The organism is Thalassomonas sp. RHCl1 (assembly GCF_947387555.1).
GTDB lineage: Bacteria > Pseudomonadota > Gammaproteobacteria > Enterobacterales > Alteromonadaceae > Thalassomonas.
Map to the genome: position 1 here is coordinate 1,372,774 of NZ_CANDNZ010000001.1, position 25,077 is coordinate 1,397,850.

Consider the following 25,077-nt stretch of genomic DNA (forward strand, 5'->3'; position numbering starts at 1 on the left):
GGCGCCTTTTCTATAGCAGAGTGAAAATAATTTAATGAGCGCAGTATTGAACTTCTTGCCTTCCAGTCCGAGTTACCGGCAAAGTTGTGGCATTATCGATGATAACCCGGACGAATTTTGGCAGCCGTTATTGAACTTTATCCAGGAAAAACATGGTTTGGCTCAGGGGAGCTGGCAGCGGATCCACGCCGGTGGTAATGTCTTATTTGCTTTAAATGATGAGTTTATTGTTAAAGTGGTGCCGCCGAACTGGGTATATCAGGGACAGGCAGAAATTGATGCTGCGGCGCTGTTGGGGCAACAGTTATCAATAGCCATCCCCCGGATACTTGCATCGGGTACAGTCAATAACTGGCTTTATGTGGTGATGACAAAATTGTCGGGCGTATCGCTGGCAGATGTTTGGCAAGAGCTAAGCCAGGACGATAAATTGCTACTGGTGCAGCAATTGGGGCAGTTTATCCGGGAATTACACCGCTTAGCTTTACCTGCTGATCATAAGATGAAAGTGAATTGGGAGGATTATCTTGAGCAACTTAAGGAAAATTGTGTACCCAGACATCAACGTAAAGGGGTGAACGCCGATCTGGTGATGCAGATTGAAGCTTATTTGGCGCAGCAAGAGCTGACTTTTGATGACGGTGCCGATATTTTTATTCATATGGACCTGCACCCGTGGAATCTGATGGTAGAGCAAAAGGGTGGTCAATATTGCTTAAGTGGCGTGTTGGACTTTGGCGATGCCATTGTCGGCAGGAGCCGGTTGTTAGAGTTGCTGACGCCGATGCTGTTTATGTGTCAAGGTAATGAAGCCTTAGTGCAAACGTTATTGGAAAGTTATGCGTTGCTGGATGTTACAGACAAGGAAAAATTACGGCAACAGCTGATGGCGATAGCGCTGCTCAGGCCTGCCTGTGATTTTAACTTTGTTTTATCTCAGGTGCCGGTTAGCGGCGAAAGGAAAAACTGGCAGCAAATTTCCCGGCAGTTATTCCCGCTTTAAAGTGCGGGCAAGGGAATATCGTAGCGGGTTATCGAGGAAAGATATTGCCGCCAGCAGCTACAGCTGTTCGCGGCAATGATTCGTTATGACATAAAGGGTTATGCTTTACGTTTTGCGCGGTATCTTTGACCGCCTATGCCCGCTAAGCCCAGCAGTAACATGGACAAGCTTACCGGCTCAGGCACGGATGAAGCTACAGTTGATACATTAAAGCCGTCTGCCGTTGGCGTGAAAATGATATTGCTTTGGTCTAAATCGAAAGCGGTATTTACCGGTCCGCCATAGTCGCAAGAGTCTGCTGAGTCATAACACCAGGATTCAAAAACGGTAGTGGATGTTGAAAAATCACCGGCATTTAAATCGCTTCTGCTTACTGTTGGATTGTCACTGGCACTGATGCCGACCACGATTCCTTCACTGAGAGAGTTAACCAGATCTTCTCCTATGCCATCAAATATGCCGTTATATCCGAAAATAATTGTTCCGTTTTCTAGTAATTGCAGCTGGAAGCTTGATAAGTGCTCTTCTTCTTCATGAGTGCCTACTTCATTCCAGGTGAATACCGCACGATCGCCAAAGTCATTAAAGTGGACAGTGCCTGTAGTGGTTAAATCCAGATCTGTGTTAAAAGGCAATATCACAGGCGTATCGTCATCTATAAATTCAGACATGTCCTCCCAGAGATCGTAGTCAATATCATCGTCATTGCCTGCATTACCACCTGTGGTAGCCATTTGCACACCACCATTGGTGCCGACAAATAAATCGTTATAACTGGTACCGGCAAAAGGAAATAAAAAGCTCAGATTGACACTGACTTGCTCGTCATCCTCGCCGGTCAGGCTGGTTATCTCAGCGCCGTAATTGTCTTCCCAGATTAATGGGGCTGCAGAAAGCTGAGCAGAACAAACACTTGTTAGTGCAAGTAATAAACTGGAAGCGAGAAGTTTGGTTTTCCGGGACATATTTTTTCCTGAATTATTATTGATATACCTCGCCTAAGCAAAAAGGACTCCAACTTTTTTATTTTGATGGAGGTGTTTTTTAAGTTTTTGATAAAATGTTGTTTTTTTAGTTTCAGCTTACTTTGGGCTGCATAAATATTAAACAAGTGTTATCAGTGTAAAATATTCATTGAAAAGAGGTGTAAAGTTTTGTGACATTCATATAATTGCCGATAAGCACATCGACAATTATATTGGCTGCTTTATATGGTGTTTGATGTGCTAAAGCGCAGGTGAATAGGTTTATTCTTCGTCAAACTGAGGCAAAACGCCGCTGCGGCTGTGCTCGAAAACCAGTGACGTTTCTACTGTGGTCACTTCGTCGCGAGAGGTGATGGCGTTAAACACAAACTGACGTAAATGTTCACTGTCTTTCACCGACATATGGATAAAGTAATCATAACTACCGCCCATATGATAGAGGCTGACGATTTCCGGCAGTTTCAGCAGATCGTCCCGCAGCTGGTTGACGATTTCTTCGGAATAAGGCTGTAAGCGGATGGCGGCGATGGCTTCGATATTGCCGCCGATGTTTTTAAAATTGACATCGATAAACGCATTTTTGATCACGCCGCTGCTTTTCAGGCGTTTTACCCGCTCTAAACAGGTGGAGGGGGCGATGCCGATTTTTGCGGCGAGTTCTTTATTATTGATATCAGCATCGTTATACAAGATGGTTAATATGCGTAAATCGATATCATCAAGCTTTTTCATTACCGGCGTTACCTTTAACAACTGTTTCTCAAAGAGTTCTAACTGGAAATACTACTATTATTACTCCCCGGGATGCCAGTGTTAACCGGGAAAAATATGAATTATTTTCGTTTATATGTAAATTTACCGAATTTTAAGCGAGATGAAAGCGAAGTTCCCCGGTAACAAATTGCTATTGTTCATTTGTTTCTTTGTTGCCGGAGAGTTGAATCGCTATCCAGTAACCAAGACTTGTACCAGTGCCGGATGCGAAGGTGCATAAAATAAATTCAAAGCTATTTATTGGTTCGTTATCAATTATGGAACGAATGAAAATGCCGATCCCGGCGCAGACATAGAGTGCCAGTATGATTTTATAGTTGAACCAGCTTGCTTGTTCTTTTTTATAGGAGCTGTTTGTTTTTGTTTGCAGCGACATTCATTCGTTCCTTGAGTTAATACCCTTAGTTTTGCTTACTGGGGCACTCTATCAAAAAAGAGTATCAGGGAAAATTAATTGTCATGCATCGTAATATCTGAGGATTATGATGGGCTTTATCTTAAATGTTCGGCTGCCTGTTAATAAATGAGTAAATAAAAAGCCGGGACTTGCCCGGCTTTGTTATGCTAACTAGGATTAAATTTCGTTATCCGTCACCTTAAGGTGCAGATTATTCAAATTCAACCACGACTTCGTTTGAACAGATATCGGCATTTTCACAGATTTGGTAAACAAAAGTATTACCGTCTACGCGACGTTCACGGTCACGGTAGATACCGTTATTTTCCACTGTGCCCAGCATCACGCCGTTGCGGTAAACATCTACTGTTTCGGCAGCACTGCCTTCCCAGGTGATATCAACACGCAGGTTGTTCAGACTTGATTTATAAGCACGTTTTAATTTCGCTTCGATACTGACATCAGATACTACCACTGTCATAGATTTAGTACCGGTGCGGCCGCCTTCATCGGTTACCGTTAAGGTCACATCATAAGTGCCTGAAGCAGCAAAGGTGTGAACCGGGCTTTGCTCAGTTGAGCTGTTGCCGTCACCAAAGTCCCAAGCCCAGCTGGCGATATCATTGTTTCTGTCGGTACTGGCATCGGTAAAGGTGACCATCAAATTGGCGATTTCAGCGGAGAAATCGGCTACCGGCGCTGAAGGTCCAACTTCACCTAAACCGGTTAAGGTCATGGCCCAGTTGTTCAGCGTACCGGTATCGATAGCGGCGTTATCTGAGACAAATAAGGTCCAGTCACCGGCTGCGGTTTCACCGTTAAAGGCACCTGAGGCAAAGCTCTGGTCGATATTATCGGCGCTGCCGCCCGACTGGCTGTGCAAGGTTGCGGTAGTACCGGCAGGTGAAGTCAGGCTGACAATCAAGTCACCAATCCAGGTGTGGGTGATATTGACATAAGTGCTGCTGCCGAAGATGGTGATATCGTCGGTAATAGTGATCACTGAGGTCATACCGCCGGCATCGTTATCCGGAATGTCTTCATTGACGTCTTGGTCAAAGGTGAAGTCAGTCAGTCCCTGAGGATTCACGTATAAACCTAAGGTTTGGGTTTTAGTCAACTCGCCGCTGGTGCCGGTGACGGTAAACTCATAATCACCCCAGGCGGTATCGGCCGCGGTAGGGACAGTTAATGAGAAGCTGCCGCCAGGCGTTACTGACGTCGCTGATAAGCTGGCAGTACCCAGAGAGTCGGTCATGGTCAGGTCGATGGTACCGTCCCAGTCGGCAACCGAAATCACATCAAAGTTATAGGTTGCGGTTTCACCTGCGGTGATCACGGTATTAACCGGTGACGCTGACATTCTGAAACCTGGTGCCGGATCGGCTTCTAACAAGGCGTTATATACGTTTAAGTGCTTGCCGGAAACGGTTTTACCTTCTGTGGCCGGATGCGGGTCGCCAGAGTTCATCAGCAGTTCTTTTAATTCAACTGCGCTCAGCTCAGGGTTAACCGACAAGACTAAGGCGGCAGCGCCGGCTACATGTGGTGTGGCCATAGAGGTACCGGTGAAAGAGGAATATCCGCCGCCCGGTACGCTGGAAAGTACGTCTCTCGCCGGTGCGGCAATATCCACTGAGGTTAAGCCGTACTGGGAAGAGCTGTACATGCCGCCGCTGCGGTTACTACCGGCAACCGCGAAGACACTGTCGTGATCATAGCTGGCCGGGTAGCTTGGGCTGGCATCATTGTCATAACCGCCGTTACCGGCTGCGGCAACGAATAACATGTTGGCATCTGAGGATGCGGTAATGGAGTCATAAAGCGCCTGGCTGAAACCGCCGCCGCCCCAGCTGTTGTTTAAGGTGCTGATGTCGATATTGTGGTCATTTTTCAGGGCCACCATGTAATCGATACATTTAAGCGCATCAGAGGTTGAACCTGAGCCGGCAGAGTTAAGGAATTTACAGCCGACAATAGAGACATTGTGGTTAACACCCACAACGCCGACACCGTCATTACCCGAGGCGCCGATAGTACCGGCGACATGGGTACCGTGGCCGTTGTCATCCATAGGATCGCCGCTGTCGGAGATGGCGTTGATACCGTGGATATCATCGATATAACCGTTGCCGTCGTTATCGATACCGTCGCCGGCAATTTCTCCCGGGTTGGTCCACATATTGGCAACTAAGTCAGGGTGGCTGTGATCAACACCGGTATCAATAACACCGACGATCACATCATGGCTACCGGTAGAGATATCCCAGGCTTCCGGTGCGTCAATATCGGCATCTTCAGTTCCACCGGATTGACCTGTGTTATGCATGCCCCACAATTCATCGAAACGGGGGTCGTTTGGAATGGCGGTGGCGCTGACGATATAGTCAGGCTCGGCATATAATACCGCCGGGTCGTTGCGCAGTGCTGCCAGGGCATCTTTTACCGACATCTTGTCTAATTTGTAGTTTGCCATGCGGCCGTTGGCGATGTGACGATATCTGTCGTCAAGTTCGTCACTGTTCAGATCGGAGATTTTTGCGGCGACCAGACCACGGGCTTTTTGACGATCGGCTTTTGTGGCATTTTCTTTGTAAACCACAATCACGGAATCGGCCTGGTAGGCGCCCTTGTCGCTGGCCACGATATTTTCAGATGCGTTTACCAATACGGGTAATACGGCGAGTGTTAACGCTGATAATTTAAACTTCATTGTTTTAATCCATATTTTTATGATTGTTATTGCCCGGTACCTGATACCGGACTCCCTGGTTGGTCCTTCCTTGTGTCTTAGTTTGTCTTGTTCGTCAGTGTTCTTTAAATAACCGTACAAAATCTCAGCAACGTTATTACTTTAGCCACAAAAATTAGCAAAAGACTAGCGAAATAATATAAACACGACTTTTTTAGTACTTCATTTCCTGTTACCGGCGATTTCTCATACCTTTTTAGTATTTTTTTCAAATGGACCTGGGGTGGCAATAACTCATACTTTTTTATGAGTTTTTCTTTTTTAGTTGGCAGGGGAAGATATTTTTGTCTTTGTAATGCATTGAAAATAAATGCTTTTATTTAAATACGACTTTTGGGTGATATTCATTAAAAAAAGAAAGTAGTAGGGTTTTTAGTGCAATAAATGTGTTTTTAGGCGGACTAAAGTGAAATTAAACAGACAATATCCAAATAAGCTAACAGGAGCTCCAAAGTTGAGGGTTTTCTCATGTGCTGTTTTATTGTCTGTGCTCAGTACCCAGGTAGTGTGCGCTTCACCTGATCTGCTTTCGGGCACAGATATGCAGGAATCTCCTTTGTCTTTAAGTTTGTCAACGTCAGTAGATATAACCTCGGCTGAGCAGCACCAGCAACTTGTTATCAGCCAGTACGGAATTCTCAACAAAGCAACAATCAAGCAAACGGCAAATGCGGCTAACCGTATCAGTGTTAGCCAGCATGGCAACAACAATGTCTTGGATATCGATCAATATGGCTACGGCAATATCATTGCCCTTGAACAACAGGGAAATGACAACCAGGCCGATGTTATCCAGCAAGGTGATGCCAATATTGTCAACGTCAGTCAGTTTGGTGAACAAAGTATTGTTATCCACCAGATAGGCAATGAAATGGTCGTCAATATTAGCCAGTACTAGCCGGACCTGCTAGCACAAATTAATAATGACTTTTAGCTGAAGAATTGGAGAAGCACGTGAAACTTAACAAATCATTAATTACCTGTGCCGTGATGATGGCACTGGGAGCAGGCCAGTCGGCTTTTGCACAAGGTACAAAGCACACTTCAAATGAAATCCAAAGTGATCTGATGATCAATGCCACGGGTAATGTGGTTGAATTATCGCAAGACTCAGGTCGTGGCGCGGTATTTGGCAATGAAGTGGTTATTTCCCAGGAAGGCGATATCAACGGCGCCGACATTAGCGTTGAAGGCGATGCTAACTTTACCGACATGAAACAGCTTGGTGAGGATAACCTGGTTATCTCTTCCGCAATCGGTGATGGCAATGAACAGTTCATTACCCAGGATGGCGAGCAAAATAAAACTGAAAATACCGTACGCGGTGATGATAACTTCCTTGAAGTCACCCAGGAAGGAGCGGATTACCTGGGTATAGGCAATCAGGTGATCAATGAGGTTGACGGTGTCTCTAATACCGTGATGGTGGATCAGGGAGACGGCGGCCACTGGTCATTTAACCGTAACTTGAAGGGATCGGATAATGAGATCAGTATTTCCCAGCAAGGCCAGTGGGGTGAAGTGCACCTGAACAATGTTGTCGGCGACGGTAATGAAATTGAGATAGAGCAGGACGGTTATTGGAATGTTGCCGATATCGAAACGCTTGAGGGTAATGATAATGAGTTGTCCATTGAACAAATAGGCGACCGTAATAAAACTAACATTGCTGAAATTACCGGTAGCGACAATGAGCTGTCAATTGAACAGCAGGGAGATAACAACGAAGTTACTATTGCCGAAGTCATTTATGATGAAAATACTATTTCCATCGACCAGGAAGGTAATGAAAATACTGTTGAGTCTAATATTTTCCTCGGCTTTGAAAATGATGTCGCTTATACCCAGATGGGAGATGAGAATGCCGCGACTTTTGATATCCTGGGTGATGAAAATGACTTTACCGTGATGCAGTCGGGTAATGCAAACAGCACTTATATCGGCGGTATCGGCAGCGGTAATGAATATACCGTAATGCAAAGCGGTGATTTAAACGAAGCCCATATGGTGAACTTTAACGGTAATGACAATGACATCAACTTTACCCAGTCGGGTGATGAAAACGTCTTGATTTTACAGGCATCGCATACTGGTGATAATTCATTGATCACAGACCGCAATGATATTGATATTACCCAAAGGGGTAATGCCAATGATGCCGTGGTCAATATCAGTACGGTATTGGACAGCAATGACAATGACATGATTATTGCGCAAAACGGTGATTTAAACATGCTTGATGTCCTGGTAGAAGGCAGCAACCACACAATCGATATTGCCCAGGAAGGTAATGAAAACCGGATCTCCGGCGATTACAACGGTGCTATGCTTATTGGCGGTGACAGCGTGCAGTTTAACCTTGTTCAACAAGGGAACGGCAACATTGTTGACGGCTCTTATATCAGCGACGGCGGCAGCATCTCTATTGCCCAGGTAGGTGATTATAATACTGCGACCATTAACCAGCAGTAAAAACCTGATGTCTTTCTTGCCCGGTGATCACTTCATTTGAGATGAAGCTGTGATCACCGGCGCAAGTTAAGCTAGGGACAACCAAAAAATTGTGTGGTAAAACCCTGATAAAAAATGATAAATTCGATTTAAAAGGATGTATGATAAAACCGGATGTTCACTATGATGTTAAAACCCTTGCTGCTGCTTTGCCTGATCATGCCCCCGCTTTTGGCAGTAGCAGAGGATGTGGAAATAGACGGTTTATTCCTCGATAACAGCAAAAGCCGGCAAGGCCATGAATTTGCCTATCAATTTAGCCGGTTATGGCAGGAAATGCCCAACACCCAGGGCATTAACGTGCAGATCACCGAACAAATCGTGCCGCGTGCCGGCACCAAATTAACCCTGTTGATGAACCATAAGATCATTTATGTCACCCATCTTGGCCGCCGGCGTTCGCCGATAAAGGATAAAGTAGAACAGGCGATTTTTATTTTGATTGATGCCATGGCCAAGGCACAGCTGAGTCAGCAGAGCCCGGATATGGCGGAAAGCGGCTGGTAAATTAGTCGGTAAAAACATAACAATAACTACCGGTAATAAAACATAAGGAGGTAATTAATATGCGAAGTAAGGAAGTCATTTTAATAAAGGCGGTGAAAAGCCGGTTATCGATATTTTTGGTCAACCTCTTCCTGGTTTTACCTGCGCTGGCGACCGAGCTGGTGTATCAGCCGATCAACCCAAGCTTTGGCGGCAATCCCATGAACGGCAGTTTTTTATTGAATAAGGCCCAGGCGCAAAATAAGCATAAAGCCTCAATGGATGAAAAATCTTACGCCGATAAATTTCAGGAGTCGCTGGAACGTTCTTATATCAATCAAATGGTCAGGAAAATTACCGATGAAGCTTTTGGTGAAACCAGTGGCGCCTTTGGTGAAGATACCATTTTTACCAGCGGTGATTATGAGATTTTGATCATGGGCAGCAATCCCGATACTATTACCGTGCAAATATCCAATAGTGTGACTGGCGAAGTGACCGTGATTGAAGTGCCCCGCTACGACGATCCCACGGCCGGAGTAGATCTGCCATGAAGGGGCTGATCAAGACCTTACTATCGGTATGTTTGATAGTCTTGCTGTCGGGCTGTGGCAGTGTTCGTAATCTTTATCCGCCGGATGAGAGCCAGGCGGTGAAAGTAGTACCGACGCAAACCTTTGAAGAGCTCAGGGCACTGCCGAAACCCAGAGGCAGTATTCCGGTGTCGGTTTATGCCTTTCGCGATCAAACCGGGCAATATAAGCAACAGGCCAATGTCAGCTCCTTTTCGACCGCGGTCACCCAGGGCAGCACCTCTATCTTAATGCAGGCACTGAGCGACTCCCAGTGGTTTTTACCGGTAGAGCGTGAAGGGCTGCAAAATATTTTGACTGAGCGGAAAATTACCCGGGCGGCTTATCAAAACGAGCAAAAAGAGAGCGGCCAGGCCAGTGCTAAAGAATTGCCGCCGCTGACCACGGCAAAAATCCTGCTCGAAGGGGGCATTATCAGTTACGATACCAATATCCGCACCGGCGGCTTCGGGGCAGAATATTTTGGTATCAGTGCTTCCGAGTTATACCGGGAAGATCAAATTTCTGTGACCATGCGCGCGGTGGATGTGCGCACCGGGCAGGTTTTGGTGTCTGTGTCCACTACAAAAAATGTCTTAAGCAAAGAAGTACGTGCCGGCTTTTTCCGTTATATCAGCTTCAAACGCCTGGCTGAAGCCGAGGCCGGCTATACCACCAATGAACCTATGTTTATCTGTGTGAAAAAAACCATAGAAAAGGCAATCACCGAACTGGTGCTAAAAGGCATCGAAAAGCGGGTGTGGAAAGCCCAGGATAATGTTTAAGCCTTTGCTTGCAGGATAGCTAAAAATCCCGGCTGCCTTTTAAAATGATGCTTTGTAACAACTGTTGGATCATCTCTTTTGAGTCATCCTCAAAAGAGATGCCGATATAATCACAGTTTTTGACATGACGGTAGTTTTTGACCATGCCAAAAAGCTGGTATTGCTGTGATGTTTCTGACTCTTTCAGTAAAATTGTAATTCTGTCGCTTTTCAATTCCTGCGGCAGCTGCGGGCAACAGAAACAGCAACCGTTGCAGGAGATGTCTTCAAGCCAGCCCTGAACCTTGTACGCTTGCCGGGTAACTTCTGCTGTCATTTCCAGTTTAAATCTGGGCTCATTGCGGATTAATTTAAGTTGAACTTCGTCCGGAATGGTGGTGGCGATCATAGCAAACGGCGGGCTGTAAAAGCGCAGTATGGTGGTATTAAATGCCAATATAGCCCCTTCACCTTCCATAGAAACGGCTCTGACAGTGGCAATATGCCCTGCTTGCAATAAAGCCGCATGTTTAACCTTAGCCGGCGTTTGAAACAGCAGTGCGCTTTTGGGTTGTTTACCAATATAGACAGATTTAAATTTCTCATTTAACGCGGCAGACAGGTGAATGTTTAATACAACATTGGCATTAACCGGCAGTAGCAAGAGGCCTTTTTCACCGGCTAGGGTCGCAATATTCATTTCAGGACTCGACCTTGCTGTAAATTGCTCGTTGTCCCTAAAAAGCGATTGGTAAAGGTGTTACTTGAGTCTAGTTAATCCTTTTCAGAATGCTACGGATTTTAAGCTTGGCCGGTATTTATCTGTGCTGGAGGATGACAGTTTTCTTTGGCGCTTGGTGAAGGCTCACCCGTACTAAGGTTGAGCCTGTGGCCAACCTCTATATGTACGGGAAGTCAGATATGCCGTAATGGTATGGGGGCAAGAAAACGGTGATGTCAACGATAAGCCCTTAGTGGGGCAGGGATCTGAATTGCTGGGACCAGGTAATAAGCTCAATCCGGTTACGGGAGCTGGTTTTGCGAAACAGGCTGTAAATATGGGTTTTGACGGTATTGGTGCTGATATGCAGCTGGTCGGCAATTTCCTTATTTTGTGCGCCGCTTGATACCAGGTTGATAATGGTTTTCTCCCGCTTGGTTAAGGTGGGGAAGTTGACTTCCGTCAGGCGGCTGTCCGCAGGCAGTGGGTTTTCCTGGCGGGCTTTTAATAAATCCGCCAGGGCATCATTCATGGTATCGCGTTTAAACCAGCGCTCGTTCTGTTGTATCCGGGTTAAACCCCGTAAGATGATTTCCGGCCGGTCATTATGGTAAAAAACGCCTTCAATGCCCGACAGTAAAGCCTGTTTGTCGCAAAGGGCATCTTCGCAGGCATTAAAGAGTATGGTTCTGACCTGGGCGGCGAGTTGTAAAACGCTCTCGGGGATTTGTTTTGTCCATAAACTCTTTTGTAAATCAATAAAGTAGAGTTGGTAATTTTGCCTGTCGCTGGCTGCGGGCAACTCACTGCCTGTGGTTAATGTCATATTGCAGGTGCCGGCGAGTCCGATAAAGTGCTTTAAAGCCTCCTGGTCTGTATCTTGAGTTAAACTTGAGTTTGCGTGAGCAGATGTGTCACTGATGTTGTTCCCGGTAGTCGTTAGAACAAAAGCATTCAGTCTTCCCATGTCCATTGAGTTCATAAATAACCTTCCTTTATCACACTCATTTTTGTTATCCATAGTGTAAATTGATGGCGGCAAATGGATTACCTTTTATATTTTTGGTTATGTCGACTCATTACCTATCCTTGGTCTGTGAATCTTGTCATGCCTGATTTGCGACGAAATAGCAATACTACTTAAGCTTACTCACTAAATCTTTACACATAATTTACATTTCCACCATACCGCTTTTGTTGATACCTGTCCAGAGCTGACTATTGTATAATTTTTTATGGTGATTTCCTGCCGGGAATACTTGCATGTTTCTCGGCGGAAATTGCCCGGTTAACGGCCTTGAAGGGGAAGTTATCCGAAAGGGGCGCGAGAAATTTGTTGAAATCAGCGGGCAATGTCTGCTGTTTTTCGATAGAATGCCGTCACTGAAAAATGTCAATGTCTTAATGAATTATGTTACATCGTTACCAGGATCTGATCAGCCTTTTTGATTCGGGCTTAGGTGCGCAGTTTAATACCCGTTTGATTAAGGGGGGTGATGAGCCTGTTTATCTTCCTGCCGGTGAGAATTGTCCCTACCATCAAATTATTTTTGCCCGTGGCTATTATGCCAGCGCCCTGCATGAAATTGCCCACTGGTGTATTGCCGGACAGGCGCGGCGTTTGCTGGAAGATTTTGGTTACTGGTATTTGCCCGATGGACGCAGTGAAAAGCAGCAAAAGGCATTTGAGCAAGTGGAGATTAAACCCCAGGCGCTGGAATGGGCGTTTTGTGTCGCCGCCAATAAACGCTTTAATGTCTCCGCCGACAATCTGAACGGTGCAGGTGCCGATACCATGGCTTTTAAAGTGGCGGTTTATCGGCAGGTGCTTCACTATCTTGAAGTGGGCTTTCCTCCCCGGGGGCAACAATTTATTGATGCCCTGGCCAGCTTCTACGATGTGAAGACACCGTTAACGGCAGAGGATTTTGAGCTTGATGCTCATTTACAGGAAATGTATCAGCAAAGCTGTGAAAACGAGGATCAGACAGTATGAGCCGTTTTAAACTGGGGTTGATCATCAACCCGATTGCCGGGATCGGCGGTAGTGTGGCCTTAAAAGGTAGTGATGGCCTGGGCACGCCTGAGCAGGCGTTGGCGCTGGGGGCAACGGCTAAGGCGAATTTTCGTGCCAGCCAGGCACTGGAAGTGTTATTACCATATAAAGATCAACTCATTATTTACACCGCCAATGATTTGATGGGAGCCGAATGCGCTGCTTCGCTGGGTTTTTGTGTCGAAACCTTATATCACAGTGAGGGGGAAATGACCTCCGCCCTGGATACGCAAAAGGCCGTTGATACCTTATTGGCCCGGGATATCGATATTTTATTGTTTGCCGGTGGTGACGGTACCGCCCGGGATATTTGCCAGCAGGTGGGGGATAGTTTTCCGGTATTGGGCATTCCCGCCGGTTGTAAAATCCACTCCGGGGTTTATGCGGTGACGCCAAAAGCCGCCGGGCGGGTGATCGAATTAATGGTGACTAAACAACTGGTAACTTTAACCGAAGCCGATGTTATGGATATCGATGAAAGTCTGTTCCGCGACGGAATCGTTAAAGCGAAACGTTTTGGTGAAATGCAAATTCCCAGTGAGTTGCGTTATATCCAGGCGGTTAAATCCGGCGGCAAAGAATCCGATGAACTGGTATTGCAGGATATTGCCGCCGATATCATAGAGCAGATGGACGATGAACTCTTTATTATCGGCTCCGGCTCTACTACGGCTTTTATTATGGAAGAGCTTGGCCTGGAAAATACCTTGCTGGGGGTCGATGTTCTGCACCAGCAAGAGGTGGTGGCCAATGATATGACCGAGGGGGCATTATGGTCGCTGATCGATGAGCGGCAGCCGGGGCAGGTTAAGCTGGTGATCACCCTGATTGGCGGCCAGGGGCATGTTTTTGGCCGTGGTAACCAGCAATTGAGCCCGAGGATCATTAAGGCGATAGGCAAAGAAAATATCATTATCGTGGCCACGAAAACCAAGCTGGCGGCGTTAGATAATCGCCCCCTGATTGCCGATACCGGCGATGCCGACTTAGATAAAGCGCTTAGCGGTTATTTTCCCGTGACCACAGGTTATAAAGACCAGGTGCTTTATCCGCTGTCGAGCCCGGAATAATAAGTCAATTTAAACGCTTGTCTGAGCCTGGCTTTATGCTAGTTAGCACGGCGAAGACAAGAAGCAGAGTTAAAAATTTAGGAAAGAAAATGCAGTTAACCAATTTAGCCTCCCTTTATCAGTATTTTGATGACATGGTGGCCTCAGATGCCGACAGCGATACCTTGTTTGCCAGCAGTTATATCCGCGGTTTTATCAGCCTGGCCGCAAGCAGTTATGGTGATGAGCAGCAAGCTTTGTCGGCGCAACTGGCGCAGGAGGTCAGTGAACAGTTACATCAGGCCAGAACTGAGCTGGCGCCGCAGGACAGGCAGCTGGTGAATAATTTCTGGCTGGAGCTACAGGGGTATTTTTCTGCTTAAGTAAAGAAATTATCCGGTTTTATGCTGTTATCAGTGAAACAGCATAAAACCTGCCTTTGACACGTCTCTTTAGTGCTTACCCTCAACTCTTACCTTTGATAATGTCCCGAATGATGAAACGGTTGGGGGCAAGGTTAAATAACATTTTACTGTCTACCGGGTAGGGCGTGCCGCAGATATCGGCAGCTAAGATATCTGCGAGCAGTGGAGCCGAGCAAAGTCCCCGGGCACCCAGACCCGTCATCAGGTAAAGGTTGTCTATTACCGGAGCAGCCTGGTTAAAGCGCCAGTTTTTATCTTTGGCCAGGTGGGCATACGTGGTTTTATGGGCCTCGATATCCGGCATAGGCCCTACCATGGGAATGTGATCCGGGGTCATGCAGCGTAACCTGGCCTTACTGGCGATAACATCTTCTGCGCGCCATTGACTCACCCCGGGTAAGCACTTATCCAGCATCGCCAGGTTATAGGCATCGTCTTCGGCTTTGGCATCGGTATCAAAGCTGTTTTTCTCAAACGTCGCCCCGATACAGTGCAGCCCCTTATGCTCAGGTGTCAGATAGCCCTTGTGGCACAATACCGTGCTTAACTTGCCTGTTTCCGGATTGGTTTGCATCGAGCTGACCTGGCCCCGCACCGAGCTTAGCGGCAATTGAGCTGCGATGTTTAATTTTATCGACTCGGCGCCGCCGCAGATAATCAGCACTTTTTCGTTAAAGCTGGCGTGTTCGCTGCCTAGTTGCCAGCTGAGATCTTCATTTTGCTGAATGTGCTCAATTTTTATGTCCGTTTTGATTTTCAAGCGGTTAGTTGCCTGTGCGGCGCTAAACAGTGTTTTTACCAGCTCGCCGGGGGCAATCCAGCCGGCGCCCGGCATAAATAAACCGCCAAAGTCGAGCTTGAGTCCGGCAAGTTCACTGGCCTGCGCTGCGTTAACGCCGTGTATTAAGGTTTCTGGCCAGCTTTTTAACTGCTCAAACAGTTGCTGGCGCTTTTCCAGGCTTTCCTTATAAGAGACTTCCAGCAAACCGCACCATTGGTGGGGAAAGTGATGGCCTTCATCGCTCATTTGCTGGTAAAGGGTTTTGGCCCGGAGAAAGGCTTGTTGGTAAAACAGGCTGATATCATCGGCTTGCTGATGCAATAGCGGATATAAAGCGCCGATGGCATTGCTTGAAGCCCCCTGCGCCACTGTACTGTCCTGGCAATATAAGTTCACTTTCACGCCGAGCCGGGTTAAGGCGTATGCCGCGCAGGCGGATGCAATACCGCCACCGATAATACCCACCTGGTGGGGTTTGTTGATGCTCGGCCTTAACCGGTAACCTTTACCGGAATTTTTATCCTGCTGGAAAATGCCGGTTAACATCTGTTTTTTCTTGCCGCCGGTGGCTTTTTTCTCCAGGCGAAAACCTATTTCGGCCAGCTGCCGCCGGACCAGGCCGGCCACGGTAAAGGTGGCGACACTGGCTTGTTCCTTCGATAATCGGGCGATTTGCTCAAATAAAGGGGCATGCCACATGTCCGGGTTTTTTCTCGGGGAAAAACCGTCCAGGTACCAGGCATCCACCAAGCCGCTTTTTTTGCTTTTAAGGGCGGAAAAGGCCTGAGCAGCGTCATCAAAATAAAGTTGCAACGTGACTTTGCCGCCCAGGAATTTTCCCTGCCACATGTGTTCGCACTTATCCGGATATTGCTCAACCAGGGATTGTGCATATTCTGCCAGTTCCGGCAAAATGGCCAATGATTTTTTAAGTTGCTCTTTTGTCAGTGGATATTTCTCAACACTGATAAAGCTCAGGGGGAGTAGCGTATTTTCCCCGCTTTTTTGCTGCGCCAGTTGTTGCTGCGCTTTTTGATACACCTGTAAGGTGAGTAGAAAATTTAACCCGCTGCCAAAGCCGGTTTCGGCGATGGTTAACGGTGATTTACCCTGCAGCAGGCGGTTATAGATATCATTGCCCTGGATAAAGACGGCACTGCTTTGCTGGCAGCCTGAGTCTGAGTCGAAGTAAATATCTTGGAACTGTTCTGAAAAAGGGGCGCCGTCGGCGCCGAAAGAAATTGGGTTATCGCTGTTCACAGGGCTATAAATTGCTGTTAGTTTATATATATACGATGTATTTTACCTGTACTTTGGCTGCTGTGTCATATAAATTAATGAGTCAGTGTACAGGTGTACGCTGGACAGACCAGTATCAGGGGCAAAAGTCGGTATGATATGCCCGAATTTTAAATATTAATATGGTTATATAGAAATGAAACGTGTAGTGATCACCGGATTAGGTATTGTCTCTAGCATAGGTAACAATGCAGAAGAAGTTTTAGCTTCGTTAAAATCAGGACGTTCAGGGATTTCCCGCTCAGAAAGCTTTGCCGAGAAAGGCCTGCGCAGCCAGGTATGGGGCAAGCCGGATATTGAAACTAAAGATCATATCGACCGTAAAGCGCTGCGCTTTATGGGCGATGCTGCAGGTTACGCTCATATCGCCATGCAACAGGCTATTGAAGATGCCAAGTTGACTCCGGAGCAAGTGTCTAACTTCCGCACCGGTATTGTTGCCGGCTCAGGCGGCGCTTCCTCGTTGAATGTGGTTAATTCCGCCGATACCTTAAGAGAGCGCGGCGTTAAACGCGTAGGGGCTTATGCGGTACCTAAAACCATGTCCAGTACTTGTTCAGCCTGTCTGGCCACACCTTTTAAAATCAAAGGGGTGAATTATTCCATCAGCTCGGCTTGTGCTACCAGTGCCCACTGTATCGGTAATGCCATGGAGCTGATCCAGCTGGGTAAACAAGATATCGTTTTTGCCGGCGGCGGGGAAGAAGTGGACTGGTCACTGGCGATGATGTTTGATGGCATGGGCGCCTTGTCTTCTCAATATAACGATAGCCCGGAAACGGCTTCGCGCACCTATGATGCCGACCGTGACGGTTTTGTTATTTCTGGCGGCGGTGGTATGGTCGTGGTTGAAGAACTTGAACACGCTCTGGCCCGTGGTGCTCATATTTATGCCGAACTGGTTGGCTACGGCGCAACTTCAGACGGTTATGATATGGTAGCCCCAAGTGGTGAAGGCGCGGTGCGTTGTATGCAGCAGGCGATGGAAGGCGTAGAAGGCAAGGTGGATTACCTGAATACTCACGGCACTTCAACACCTGTTGGTGATGTTAAAGAGTTAGGCGCTATTCAGGAAGTGTTCGGTCAGGAATCTCCGGCTATCAGTGCTACTAAAGCCATGACAGGTCATGCCTTAGGTGCTGCCGGTGTTCATGAAGCGATTTATTCTATGTTGATGATGGAGCATAACTTTGTTGCCCCGTCGGTGAATATCACGAATTTGGACGAGCAGGCCGAGGGTCTGGATATCGTCACTGAAAAACGTGATACCGAGTTAAACCTGGTGATGTCGAACAGTTTCGGTTTCGGTGGCACTAACGCTACTTTGGTTATGAAAAAATACAAATAACAAGGGGTTACTTGTTGTTTTGAAGGGCGCCGGTTGGCGCCTTTTTTATATGCCGGTTAAAAGGGATATTGTGTTGATATTGAGGTGAAAGAAAGGTATTAGCGACTACACTCATGGTAAGTGAAAAGCGTTTTATTAATGCTGGGGAAACTTTTATGTCCCGGTCACTTTCATTAGATTATTCTGCGTTGCTAATTGAGCAATGGTCGCAAACCTTGAACCTGCTGGCAGATATTTTGGACATGCCTGCGGTATTGATCATGAAGCTTGAGGGCGAACATATTAAAGTGTTTGCTAAAAGTGAAGGACAGCAAAATCCCTATCAGGTGGGGGAGGCGGAAGTTTTTGACGGTTCGGGGCTTTATTGTGAACATGTCATCAAAAACCAGGAACTGTTGGAGGTTAATAACGCCCTTAAAGATCCGTACTGGGACGCTAATCCGGATATTAAGCTTAATATGATCTATTACCTGGGTTTGCCGCTCAATTATAGTGATGGCCAGCCATTTGGTACCATTTGTGCGCTTGATAGCCGTGAACGCCCGACAGAAAAAAAATTCCAAAAGTTATTGCTGCATATTAAAAATACCCTTGAAGATCAGTTAAAGGCCTATGATGTTCAACAGCAGGTGATTGAGCATAAGAGCCAAAGTCATGTTGAAAACCTGATCCGCGGTATGGCCCATGAGCTTAATACGCCTGCAGGGATCGCTATCACCTCTGTTACTACTTTGAGCAGCATGCTTGGTGTGCTGACTCAGGATTTTCATCAGCAAACCCTGTCTAAACATCAATTTCTCGCTTTTGAAGAAAAAGCTTCACCTTGCCTGGAGCTGATCAGCACCAGTTTGGGGAAAATTTCCAAACTGGTCGAACGTTTTAAAGATCTTTCCATGCAATTTTCCATGGATGTCAGCAATATCCGTCTTGCACGTTTTTTGAAAGCCTTATGTGAGAGGTTTAACCACACCTATGGCAAACAGCAGGTGAACTTTCGGTTAAATGCCCCTGATAAGCTTACTTTACGCAGTATTCCGGTGTTGCTGCAAACCGTTATTACCGAATTAGTGGAAAATGCGGTGGAGCATGCCTTTGAAAACACAAAAACAAAACGCATTGATATTGAGGTTGAGCGCTTTCATTACAGGATTTTGCTTAGGATTAGTGATAATGGTATCGGCATAAAGCACAATATTTCCGGAGATGTTTTTTCTCCCTGTTTTGCTCGAAAACAAGCGGGACGCTTTGGTTTAGGGCTTTGCGTGGTCAATAAAATTGTGCAAATGCAACTTAAAGGCGATATCAAGTTGGTTTCAGCGGACCAGAATATCGCTGATCAGGGAACTGTGTTTGAAATAGTGCTGCCGGATTTGCCTTAAAGAGATAATACGTGCTGGATATATATCAGCAATAAACGTGTGTTTTTACATAGAGTAAGGTTTCGCAGCCGGGCCAGGTTAGCCTTTAGTCCGACTGCAATCTTTAGCCGTTAAGCGCGTTTACGTCTGGCAAAACCCAGGGCGGCAATGCCTAAACCGAATAACGCCAGGCTGCCTGGCGCAGGTACGCTACAAGGGGGCTGATCGGCGCCGCCACAGGTACCAAAGGTTTCACTGCCCATGGTGGATGAGACGGCGGCATAATTCCAGGCATCGAGGTTGGAGCCATGATAGGCAACCGGGGTCAACATCTGGCCGTTGGCCTGTAAGCCGGTGGCGACAAAACCTGTGGTTGAGTTGTCGTTGATACAACCGCTGCTGCTATCTGAGCGGCAGGTGTCCAGCGAGTCGAGGTACAGGGGGGAGTTGACATCCACCACAGCTTGCGAGCTCGGATATGAACCATAGCTGCCATAGAAGCCGCTGACACCTATGGCGTTATTGATATTGTTAATGCCGGAGGCGAAAACATTGTGATCTGTACCCAGCACCAGGCCGCCGCCGCGAAGATCCAGCTGGTGGGCATAGTTTTGCATCCAGGCATCTTCCGCCGACATGTTGTTGGCATTGGTCCAGCTAGCGTAAGAAGAAATCATCCGACCATCTAAAATTAAATTTTGCTCGGTGAGGTTGTTATACCAGTTGCCGATATTGGCATAGTTGGCATTTTGAATGGCGGAATTGTCGGCGCCGACCGATAAGTCATAAACGAAAATCTGGTCAAAGCTGCTGTAGTCGTCATAAACGGCGTCATTGAGAAACCTTGTGGTGACATCATGGCCAGCGGCGCTCAGCATAGCTGCCAGGCCATTACCGTCAGCGACATAGTTGCCGGTGTTGACATGGGCAAATAAAATTTGTGAGGCGTTGGCAGATACAGCAGTAGAAAGTACCAGGCCAGAAACCAGGCCTTTTAAGAGGTTTTTATACATCATCGAAAATCCTGTTCAATAGTATTGTTATTTTATGTTTTTTGACGTTAAAAATTTGTCATGGAATCATTAGCAGTAACTATGCCAATCATTTTTTAGCGCTTATTTGTCGCTATGGGAATAAAATCTCTCTATGAATAGGCGGGCCGATGATCTTTTCTTGTCTTTTCAGCGATAAATCTTTTGTTGTCCGTTTTTTTCTGTTTGAAAATCCCTGATAATAGCGTCACCCTTTCTTCCCTTAATAAGGCGCAGCTTCAGATCCGCCATGAAAATTTATTACGATGAGAATATGCCGTTCGCCCGGGAGTTTTTTGCCGGGCTTGGCGAGTTAATTCCCTTTGCCGGCCGGGAGCTTACCCCGCAGATAGCGGCAGATGCCGATGTATTGCTGGTGCGCTCCATCACCCAAGTCAATAAAGCCTTACTCAGTGAAAATAAAGGGTTGCAGTTTGTCGGGACCGCCACTATAGGGGTGGATCATATCGACCAGGCCTATTTAAGTAGCCGTAATATCGCCTTTAGTGCCGCTCCCGGCTGTAACGCGATCTCAGTCGCCGAATATGTGCTCAGCGCCCTGGTGGTTCTGGCTGAGCGTTATTTACTGGATTTATCTGCTTTAACCGTGGGGATTGTCGGCGCCGGTAATACCGGTACCCGGTTAAGTGAAAAACTTGATGCTTTAGGCATTAACTATTGCCTGTGTGACCCCTTGTTGGAGCAGCAGGGGGATGAACGGGAGTTTAGCTCCCTTGAGCAGGTACTCAATTGCGATGTTATTTCCTTGCATGTGCCATTAACCACCACAGGAGAATATCCCAGTCATCACTTACTTGACCGGGATAAGCTGGCACGGCTGACAGACAGGCAAATTCTTATCAATGCCTGCCGGGGGGAAGTGGTGGATAATCAGGCGCTGCTGGCCCTGAAACAACAGGGGCACGGGGTGAAACTGGTGTGGGATGTCTGGGAAAATGAGCCGGATATTTTACAGCCCCTGATTGAGCATACCGAAATTGCTACTGCCCACATTGCCGGCTACAGCCTGGAAGGAAAAGCGCGCGGCAGTGAAATGCTGTATCTGGCTTTGTGTAAGCAACTGAAAATTAAACCTAATTTGACGCTTGAACAGTTTTTGCCACAAGCGGCTATAAGTTATGTAGAAATAAAACAACATTTTGATGAAATTATACTAAACCAGCTGGTAAAAATGGTTTACGATGTCAGGCGTGACGATGGCATTTTTCGTCAACAACTAAATAGTCAAGGTTTTGACATGCTTCGTAAAAATTATCCGGTACGCCGGGAGTTTTCCGCGGTAACCGTCGCCTTGCCAGAACAGGCCAGCAGTGATGTGCCCCATCGGCTGGGTTTTAATTTTCCCCGATAAGAGTAAGAGAAGAGAGAGAGGAGCATGGCACAGAAATTTGATGTTTGCGTACTTGGTGCAACCGGTTTGGTAGGCAAAACCATTATTGAAATTCTTGAACAAAGAGATTTTCCCATCAATAAACTTTACCCCTTGGCAAGCGCACGCTCTGCCGGTGAATTTGTGGAATTTAACGGGGAAAGTATTGAAGTTTTAGACGCCGATAATTTTGACTGGAGCCAGGCCCAGATTGGTTTCTTTTCTGCCGGCGGCGCCGTGTCTGCAAAATATGCTCCTATTGCCGGCGATGAAGGCTGTATTGTGATTGATAATACTTCTGAGTTCCGCTACGACGCCGATATTCCGCTGGTGGTGCCGGAAGTGAATCCCCAGGCACTGGCCGAGTACCGTAACCGTAATATTATCGCCAACCCCAACTGTTCAACCATCCAGATGATGGTGGCGTTAAAGCCTATCTATGATGCCGTAGGACTTGAGCGTATCAATGTCAGCACTTACCAGTCGGTTTCTGGTGCCGGTAAAGAGGCCATGGATGAATTGGCCAAGCAGTGTGCGGACTTGCTTAGCGGTAAGCCGATCGACCCTAAAGTATTCTCCCGCCAGATTGCCTTTAATGTCATTCCGCAAATCGACAGTTTTGAAGACAACGGTTATACCCGTGAAGAAATGAAAATGGTCTGGGAAACGAAAAAGATCCTCGGCGATGAAAATGTGCTGGTGAACCCGACCGCGGTACGGGTACCGGTCTTTTTCGGTCACGGCGAAGCCTTGCATATCGAAACCGGCTCACCGATTTCTGCCGAAGAAGTCAAAGACCTGTTAAGCCAGGCACCGGGTTTGGTGGTTTGTGAGCAGGATGAGGACTTCCCGACCCAGATAGGCAATGCCAGCGGTCAGGACGATACTTATGTCGGACGTATCCGCGAAGATATCAGTCACAATAATGGCATCAATATGTGGATAGTGGCGGATAATACCCGCAAGGGGGCGGCGACCAACAGTATCCAGATTGCCGAGCTGTTGATCAAAGAATATTTATCCTAAATCCTGTTTCAAGGGTAAAAGAGAGGATTTCCTAAAGTAAATCAGAAACTAGCCGTTATAGATCATGGTTGGTTTCTGGTTTATATTAATAGTTATTAGTACTTGGAACAAACTTTGCTTTATTATATTGGTCTAAGAAGTGCCAATCTATTGGCGATAAAAATGATTATAACTAGGAAATTCTAGATGCAACGATGGTTAAGCCTGTGCCTGTGGCAGGTTCTTTTTGTTGGTATGGTGAGTATGCCGGTATTTGCTTTTCAGGAAGCCGGGATACAAATTCGAGGTCCTAAAAACACCGACCCATTTCCTTATGGCCGTTACGGGCCTATCTCAGGGCAAGATACCTTGTGGGGCATTGCTACCCAGGTACGCCCGGACCCCGGTTTATCTATTTATCAAGTTATGCAGGCTCTGTATCGGGCCAATCCCCAGGCTTTTGCCGATAACAATATCAACCACCTGGTTGAAGGCCAGTTAATGGCGGTACCTGGCTATGATGAAATGGTGCGCATCAATAAATCCGCCGCCCAACAATTAGTCGAACAAGCGGTACAGGCCTGGAGTAAAGGCGGCAGAAAACCCGAAGAGCAGTCGGTTCAGAAAAAAGATCTGGAAGCGGCCAAATCTGAAATCAATGATCAGTTGCAAAACTATGGCAATTCCCAGCAACAGAAACTTAAAGTGATCCAAAGGGATGTTGCCGACTCCATTGACGGCCTGCAGGCGATTTTAAAAGAAAATGCAGAATTAAGAGCCAAGCTGGCGGTCTTTACCGAGCAGCTGGCGGTGATGCAGCAAGAAGTCGCCAAAAGCGAAGAAATTAAACCCCAGATGGATGATATCCTTAAACTGCAACAGGAAATGTATACCCTGGCGGCAGAGCGGGATCGCCTGGCTCAGGCAGAAGCCGAGCGGAAAAACTCTCTGAATAATTATTTGCTGATAGGGCTGGGCTCCACCGTGCCAGCGCTCTTGCTGGCTGGCGGGGGATATTTGCTCTGGAATCGTCGTAAAACAGCAACCGCCGATGCCGCTGAGAAACCAGTAGCCAAGAAGAAATCGAAAGCGGCTAAAACTGAAGAGCCTGAGCCGGAAGTTGCCGCGGTTGAAGAGCCGGAGCCGGCGGAAGAGTTAACCTTAGATAATGAATTATCCCTGGATGATGAACTGTCCATAGATCTGGCAGAAAGTGACGATGATTTGTTCTCAGATGATCTGGATGATCTGGGCAGCGATGAATTACTCGATGATGATGTGATTCACCTGGATGATGAACTTGATGATTTAGACGATCTGGATGACTTGGAAGATATCTCCCTGGATCTTGATGCGGATGAAGAAGGTGAGCTGCTTGAAGGTGGTGAACTGGGGCAAGGGGATCTGGACGATTTGTTATCCGGTCTGGATGAAGGTGAAACCGCTGAAGAGGAAACCTCCGAAGCACTGCCTGGCGGTGAATTGGGTCAGGGTGATCTGGATGACTTATTATCCGGCCTGGATGAAGATGAAACACCTGAAGAAGAGGCATCAGAAGAGTTGCCCGGTGGTGAACTGGGGCAAGGTGATTTGGATGCCTTATTATCTGGCCTGGATGAGGATGAAACTGCAACAGAAGAAGTCGCTGAGGAAGTTGCTGCTGAGGCCCCTGAAGAAATTACCGATCCCGATGATATCGATGCCTTATTAGAAGCTGCCGATAAAGATACTGTGGTTTCGGATCCCGATGATATTGATGCCTTGTTGGAAGCATCGGCAGCACCAGCAGCTGAGGCCACGAAAGAAATTCCCGAAGGGGCGGATGTTACCGACCCGGATGATATCGATGCCTTGTTAGCAGCATCGGCAGCACCAGCGCCTGAGGCGGCGAAAGAAATCCCGGAAGGGGCGGATGTGACCGACCCGGATGATATCGATGCCTTGTTGGAAGCATCGGCAGCACCAGCGCCTGAGGCGGCGAAAGAAATTCCTGAAGGGGCGGATGTTACCGACCCGGATGATATCGATGCCTTGTTGGAAGCATCGGCAGCACCAGCGCCTGAGGCCGCGAAAGAAATTCCTGAAGGGGCGGATGTTACTGACCCGGATGATATCGATGCCTTGTTGGAAGCATCGGCAGCACCAGCGCCTGAGGCGGCGAAAGAAATTCCTGAAGGGGCGGATGTTACCGACCCGGATGATATCGATGCCTTGTTGGAAGCATCGGCAGCACCAGCGCCTGAGGCCGCGAAAGAAATTCCTGAAGGGGCGGATGTTACTGACCCGGATGATATCGATGCCTTGTTGGAAGCATCGGCAGCACCAGCGCCTGAGGCGGCGAAAGAAATTCCTGAAGGGGCGGATGTTAC

The 25,077-nt window shown here is 47.2% G+C and carries 22 protein-coding genes; 14 read left to right on the forward strand and 8 right to left on the reverse strand.

Features of this window, described 5'->3' with window-relative positions; genetic code table 11:
* Nucleotides 1–34 precede the first annotated feature (34 nt).
* Complete coding sequence (locus QL234_RS05995; RefSeq protein ID WP_281556915.1) at nucleotides 35–1,003, forward strand: phosphotransferase; 969 nt, start codon at nucleotides 35–37, stop codon at nucleotides 1,001–1,003.
* Between the two features lie 98 nt (nucleotides 1,004–1,101).
* Here QL234_RS05995 and QL234_RS06000 read toward each other — a convergent pair whose 3' ends face one another.
* From QL234_RS06000 to QL234_RS06015, 4 genes are all read right to left on the reverse strand, one after another.
* Nucleotides 1,102–1,968 (reverse strand): hypothetical protein, encoded by an 867-nt coding sequence (locus tag QL234_RS06000; protein WP_281556916.1) that lies wholly within the window; start codon nucleotides 1,966–1,968, stop codon nucleotides 1,102–1,104.
* 282 nt (nucleotides 1,969–2,250) lie between these two features.
* Complete coding sequence (locus QL234_RS06005) at nucleotides 2,251–2,721, reverse strand: Lrp/AsnC family transcriptional regulator (RefSeq protein ID WP_044832456.1); 471 nt, start codon at nucleotides 2,719–2,721, stop codon at nucleotides 2,251–2,253.
* Between the two features lie 172 nt (nucleotides 2,722–2,893).
* A complete protein-coding gene (locus tag QL234_RS06010) occupies nucleotides 2,894–3,139 on the reverse strand; it encodes a hypothetical protein (protein WP_281556917.1) in 246 nt (81 codons plus the stop codon).
* 232 nt (nucleotides 3,140–3,371) lie between these two features.
* Complete coding sequence (locus QL234_RS06015) at nucleotides 3,372–5,873, reverse strand: S8 family serine peptidase (protein ID WP_281556918.1); 2,502 nt, start codon at nucleotides 5,871–5,873, stop codon at nucleotides 3,372–3,374.
* A gap of 493 nt (nucleotides 5,874–6,366) precedes the next feature.
* On the opposite strand from QL234_RS06015, the gene QL234_RS06020 reads away from it, so the two are divergent.
* The 5 genes from QL234_RS06020 to QL234_RS06040 all read left to right on the forward strand — a co-directional run bounded on the left by QL234_RS06020 (nucleotide 6,367) and on the right by QL234_RS06040 (nucleotide 10,266).
* On the forward strand, nucleotides 6,367–6,810 hold the full coding sequence (locus tag QL234_RS06020) for a curlin subunit CsgB (RefSeq protein WP_281556919.1): 444 nt from the start codon (nucleotides 6,367–6,369) through the stop codon (nucleotides 6,808–6,810).
* 56 nt (nucleotides 6,811–6,866) lie between these two features.
* On the forward strand, nucleotides 6,867–8,384 hold the full coding sequence (locus QL234_RS06025; protein WP_281556920.1) for a curlin repeat-containing protein: 1,518 nt from the start codon (nucleotides 6,867–6,869) through the stop codon (nucleotides 8,382–8,384).
* 162 nt (nucleotides 8,385–8,546) lie between these two features.
* Nucleotides 8,547–8,930: a CsgE family curli-type amyloid fiber assembly protein gene (locus tag QL234_RS06030; protein WP_281556921.1), complete on the forward strand. Its 384-nt coding sequence runs from the start codon at nucleotides 8,547–8,549 to the stop codon at nucleotides 8,928–8,930.
* A 59-nt stretch (nucleotides 8,931–8,989) separates the two neighbouring features.
* A complete protein-coding gene (locus tag QL234_RS06035; protein WP_281556922.1) occupies nucleotides 8,990–9,463 on the forward strand; it encodes a curli assembly protein CsgF in 474 nt (157 codons plus the stop codon).
* An 8-nt stretch (nucleotides 9,464–9,471) separates the two neighbouring features.
* Entirely contained in the window at nucleotides 9,472–10,266 is a 795-nt protein-coding gene (locus QL234_RS06040) for a CsgG/HfaB family protein (protein WP_281556963.1), read from the forward strand.
* 19 nt (nucleotides 10,267–10,285) lie between these two features.
* Here QL234_RS06040 and QL234_RS06045 read toward each other — a convergent pair whose 3' ends face one another.
* Nucleotides 10,286–10,945 carry a PilZ domain-containing protein gene (locus tag QL234_RS06045; RefSeq protein WP_281556923.1) on the reverse strand — a complete coding sequence of 220 codons (660 nt, stop codon included), beginning with the start codon at nucleotides 10,943–10,945 and terminating at the stop codon, nucleotides 10,286–10,288.
* A gap of 271 nt (nucleotides 10,946–11,216) precedes the next feature.
* On the reverse strand, nucleotides 11,217–11,948 hold the full coding sequence (locus QL234_RS06050; protein ID WP_281556924.1) for a response regulator transcription factor: 732 nt from the start codon (nucleotides 11,946–11,948) through the stop codon (nucleotides 11,217–11,219).
* 429 nt (nucleotides 11,949–12,377) lie between these two features.
* Here QL234_RS06050 and QL234_RS06055 point away from each other — a divergent pair, with 429 nt between their 5' ends.
* The 3 genes from QL234_RS06055 to QL234_RS06065 all read left to right on the forward strand — a co-directional run bounded on the left by QL234_RS06055 (nucleotide 12,378) and on the right by QL234_RS06065 (nucleotide 14,454).
* On the forward strand, nucleotides 12,378–12,962 hold the full coding sequence (locus QL234_RS06055) for an elongation factor P hydroxylase (RefSeq protein WP_281556925.1): 585 nt from the start codon (nucleotides 12,378–12,380) through the stop codon (nucleotides 12,960–12,962).
* On the forward strand, nucleotides 12,959–14,092 hold the full coding sequence (locus tag QL234_RS06060) for an ATP-NAD kinase family protein (protein WP_281556926.1): 1,134 nt from the start codon (nucleotides 12,959–12,961) through the stop codon (nucleotides 14,090–14,092). Before QL234_RS06055 ends, QL234_RS06060 begins: the two co-directional genes overlap by 4 nt.
* A gap of 89 nt (nucleotides 14,093–14,181) precedes the next feature.
* Nucleotides 14,182–14,454: a YfcL family protein gene (locus QL234_RS06065; RefSeq protein WP_281556927.1), complete on the forward strand. Its 273-nt coding sequence runs from the start codon at nucleotides 14,182–14,184 to the stop codon at nucleotides 14,452–14,454.
* Nucleotides 14,455–14,536: 82 nt separating this feature from the next.
* Here the strand turns inward: QL234_RS06065 and mnmC are convergent, their stop codons facing one another.
* Nucleotides 14,537–16,537: a bifunctional tRNA (5-methylaminomethyl-2-thiouridine)(34)-methyltransferase MnmD/FAD-dependent 5-carboxymethylaminomethyl-2-thiouridine(34) oxidoreductase MnmC gene (gene mnmC / locus QL234_RS06070; protein ID WP_281556928.1), complete on the reverse strand. Its 2,001-nt coding sequence runs from the start codon at nucleotides 16,535–16,537 to the stop codon at nucleotides 14,537–14,539.
* 175 nt (nucleotides 16,538–16,712) lie between these two features.
* On the opposite strand from mnmC, the gene fabB reads away from it, so the two are divergent.
* Both fabB and QL234_RS06080 read left to right on the forward strand, forming a co-directional pair.
* Nucleotides 16,713–17,924 carry a beta-ketoacyl-ACP synthase I gene (fabB, locus tag QL234_RS06075; RefSeq protein ID WP_044832466.1) on the forward strand — a complete coding sequence of 404 codons (1,212 nt, stop codon included), beginning with the start codon at nucleotides 16,713–16,715 and terminating at the stop codon, nucleotides 17,922–17,924.
* Nucleotides 17,925–18,079: 155 nt separating this feature from the next.
* The gene (locus QL234_RS06080; RefSeq protein WP_281556929.1) at nucleotides 18,080–19,303 is read left to right on the forward strand and encodes a GAF domain-containing sensor histidine kinase; all 1,224 of its coding nucleotides are present in this window, start codon (nucleotides 18,080–18,082) and stop codon (nucleotides 19,301–19,303) included.
* A gap of 110 nt (nucleotides 19,304–19,413) precedes the next feature.
* Here the strand turns inward: QL234_RS06080 and QL234_RS06085 are convergent, their stop codons facing one another.
* Nucleotides 19,414–20,298 carry a PEP-CTERM sorting domain-containing protein gene (locus QL234_RS06085; RefSeq protein WP_281556930.1) on the reverse strand — a complete coding sequence of 295 codons (885 nt, stop codon included), beginning with the start codon at nucleotides 20,296–20,298 and terminating at the stop codon, nucleotides 19,414–19,416.
* Nucleotides 20,299–20,563: 265 nt separating this feature from the next.
* Between QL234_RS06085 and QL234_RS06090 the strand changes: the two genes are divergently transcribed.
* The 3 genes from QL234_RS06090 to QL234_RS06100 all read left to right on the forward strand — a co-directional run.
* Entirely contained in the window at nucleotides 20,564–21,685 is a 1,122-nt protein-coding gene (locus QL234_RS06090) for a 4-phosphoerythronate dehydrogenase (RefSeq protein ID WP_281556931.1), read from the forward strand.
* A gap of 24 nt (nucleotides 21,686–21,709) precedes the next feature.
* On the forward strand, nucleotides 21,710–22,729 hold the full coding sequence (locus tag QL234_RS06095) for an aspartate-semialdehyde dehydrogenase (RefSeq protein WP_044832470.1): 1,020 nt from the start codon (nucleotides 21,710–21,712) through the stop codon (nucleotides 22,727–22,729).
* A 186-nt stretch (nucleotides 22,730–22,915) separates the two neighbouring features.
* Nucleotides 22,916–25,077: FimV/HubP family polar landmark protein (locus tag QL234_RS06100; protein WP_281556932.1), on the forward strand; the 2,162-nt coding region annotated here is incomplete at its 3' end.

Bases quoted from the DNA above. Each gene is read 5' to 3' on its own strand.
- QL234_RS05995 (WP_281556915.1), top strand. From the start codon at position 35: ATGAGCGCAGTATTGAACTTCTTGCCTTCCAGTCCGAGTTACCGGCAA.
- QL234_RS06000 (WP_281556916.1), bottom strand. From the start codon at position 1,968: ATGTCCCGGAAAACCAAACTTCTCGCTTCCAGTTTATTACTTGCACTA.
- QL234_RS06005 (WP_044832456.1), bottom strand. From the start codon at position 2,721: ATGAAAAAGCTTGATGATATCGATTTACGCATATTAACCATCTTGTAT.
- QL234_RS06010 (WP_281556917.1), bottom strand. From the start codon at position 3,139: ATGTCGCTGCAAACAAAAACAAACAGCTCCTATAAAAAAGAACAAGCA.
- QL234_RS06015 (WP_281556918.1), bottom strand. From the start codon at position 5,873: ATGAAGTTTAAATTATCAGCGTTAACACTCGCCGTATTACCCGTATTG.
- QL234_RS06030 (WP_281556921.1), top strand. From the start codon at position 8,547: ATGATGTTAAAACCCTTGCTGCTGCTTTGCCTGATCATGCCCCCGCTT.
- QL234_RS06035 (WP_281556922.1), top strand. From the start codon at position 8,990: ATGCGAAGTAAGGAAGTCATTTTAATAAAGGCGGTGAAAAGCCGGTTA.
- QL234_RS06045 (WP_281556923.1), bottom strand. From the start codon at position 10,945: ATGAATATTGCGACCCTAGCCGGTGAAAAAGGCCTCTTGCTACTGCCG.
- QL234_RS06050 (WP_281556924.1), bottom strand. From the start codon at position 11,948: ATGAACTCAATGGACATGGGAAGACTGAATGCTTTTGTTCTAACGACT.
- QL234_RS06055 (WP_281556925.1), top strand. From the start codon at position 12,378: ATGTTACATCGTTACCAGGATCTGATCAGCCTTTTTGATTCGGGCTTA.
- QL234_RS06060 (WP_281556926.1), top strand. From the start codon at position 12,959: ATGAGCCGTTTTAAACTGGGGTTGATCATCAACCCGATTGCCGGGATC.
- QL234_RS06065 (WP_281556927.1), top strand. From the start codon at position 14,182: ATGCAGTTAACCAATTTAGCCTCCCTTTATCAGTATTTTGATGACATG.
- fabB (WP_044832466.1), top strand. From the start codon at position 16,713: ATGAAACGTGTAGTGATCACCGGATTAGGTATTGTCTCTAGCATAGGT.
- QL234_RS06080 (WP_281556929.1), top strand. From the start codon at position 18,080: ATGTCCCGGTCACTTTCATTAGATTATTCTGCGTTGCTAATTGAGCAA.
- QL234_RS06085 (WP_281556930.1), bottom strand. From the start codon at position 20,298: ATGATGTATAAAAACCTCTTAAAAGGCCTGGTTTCTGGCCTGGTACTT.
- QL234_RS06090 (WP_281556931.1), top strand. From the start codon at position 20,564: ATGAAAATTTATTACGATGAGAATATGCCGTTCGCCCGGGAGTTTTTT.
- QL234_RS06095 (WP_044832470.1), top strand. From the start codon at position 21,710: ATGGCACAGAAATTTGATGTTTGCGTACTTGGTGCAACCGGTTTGGTA.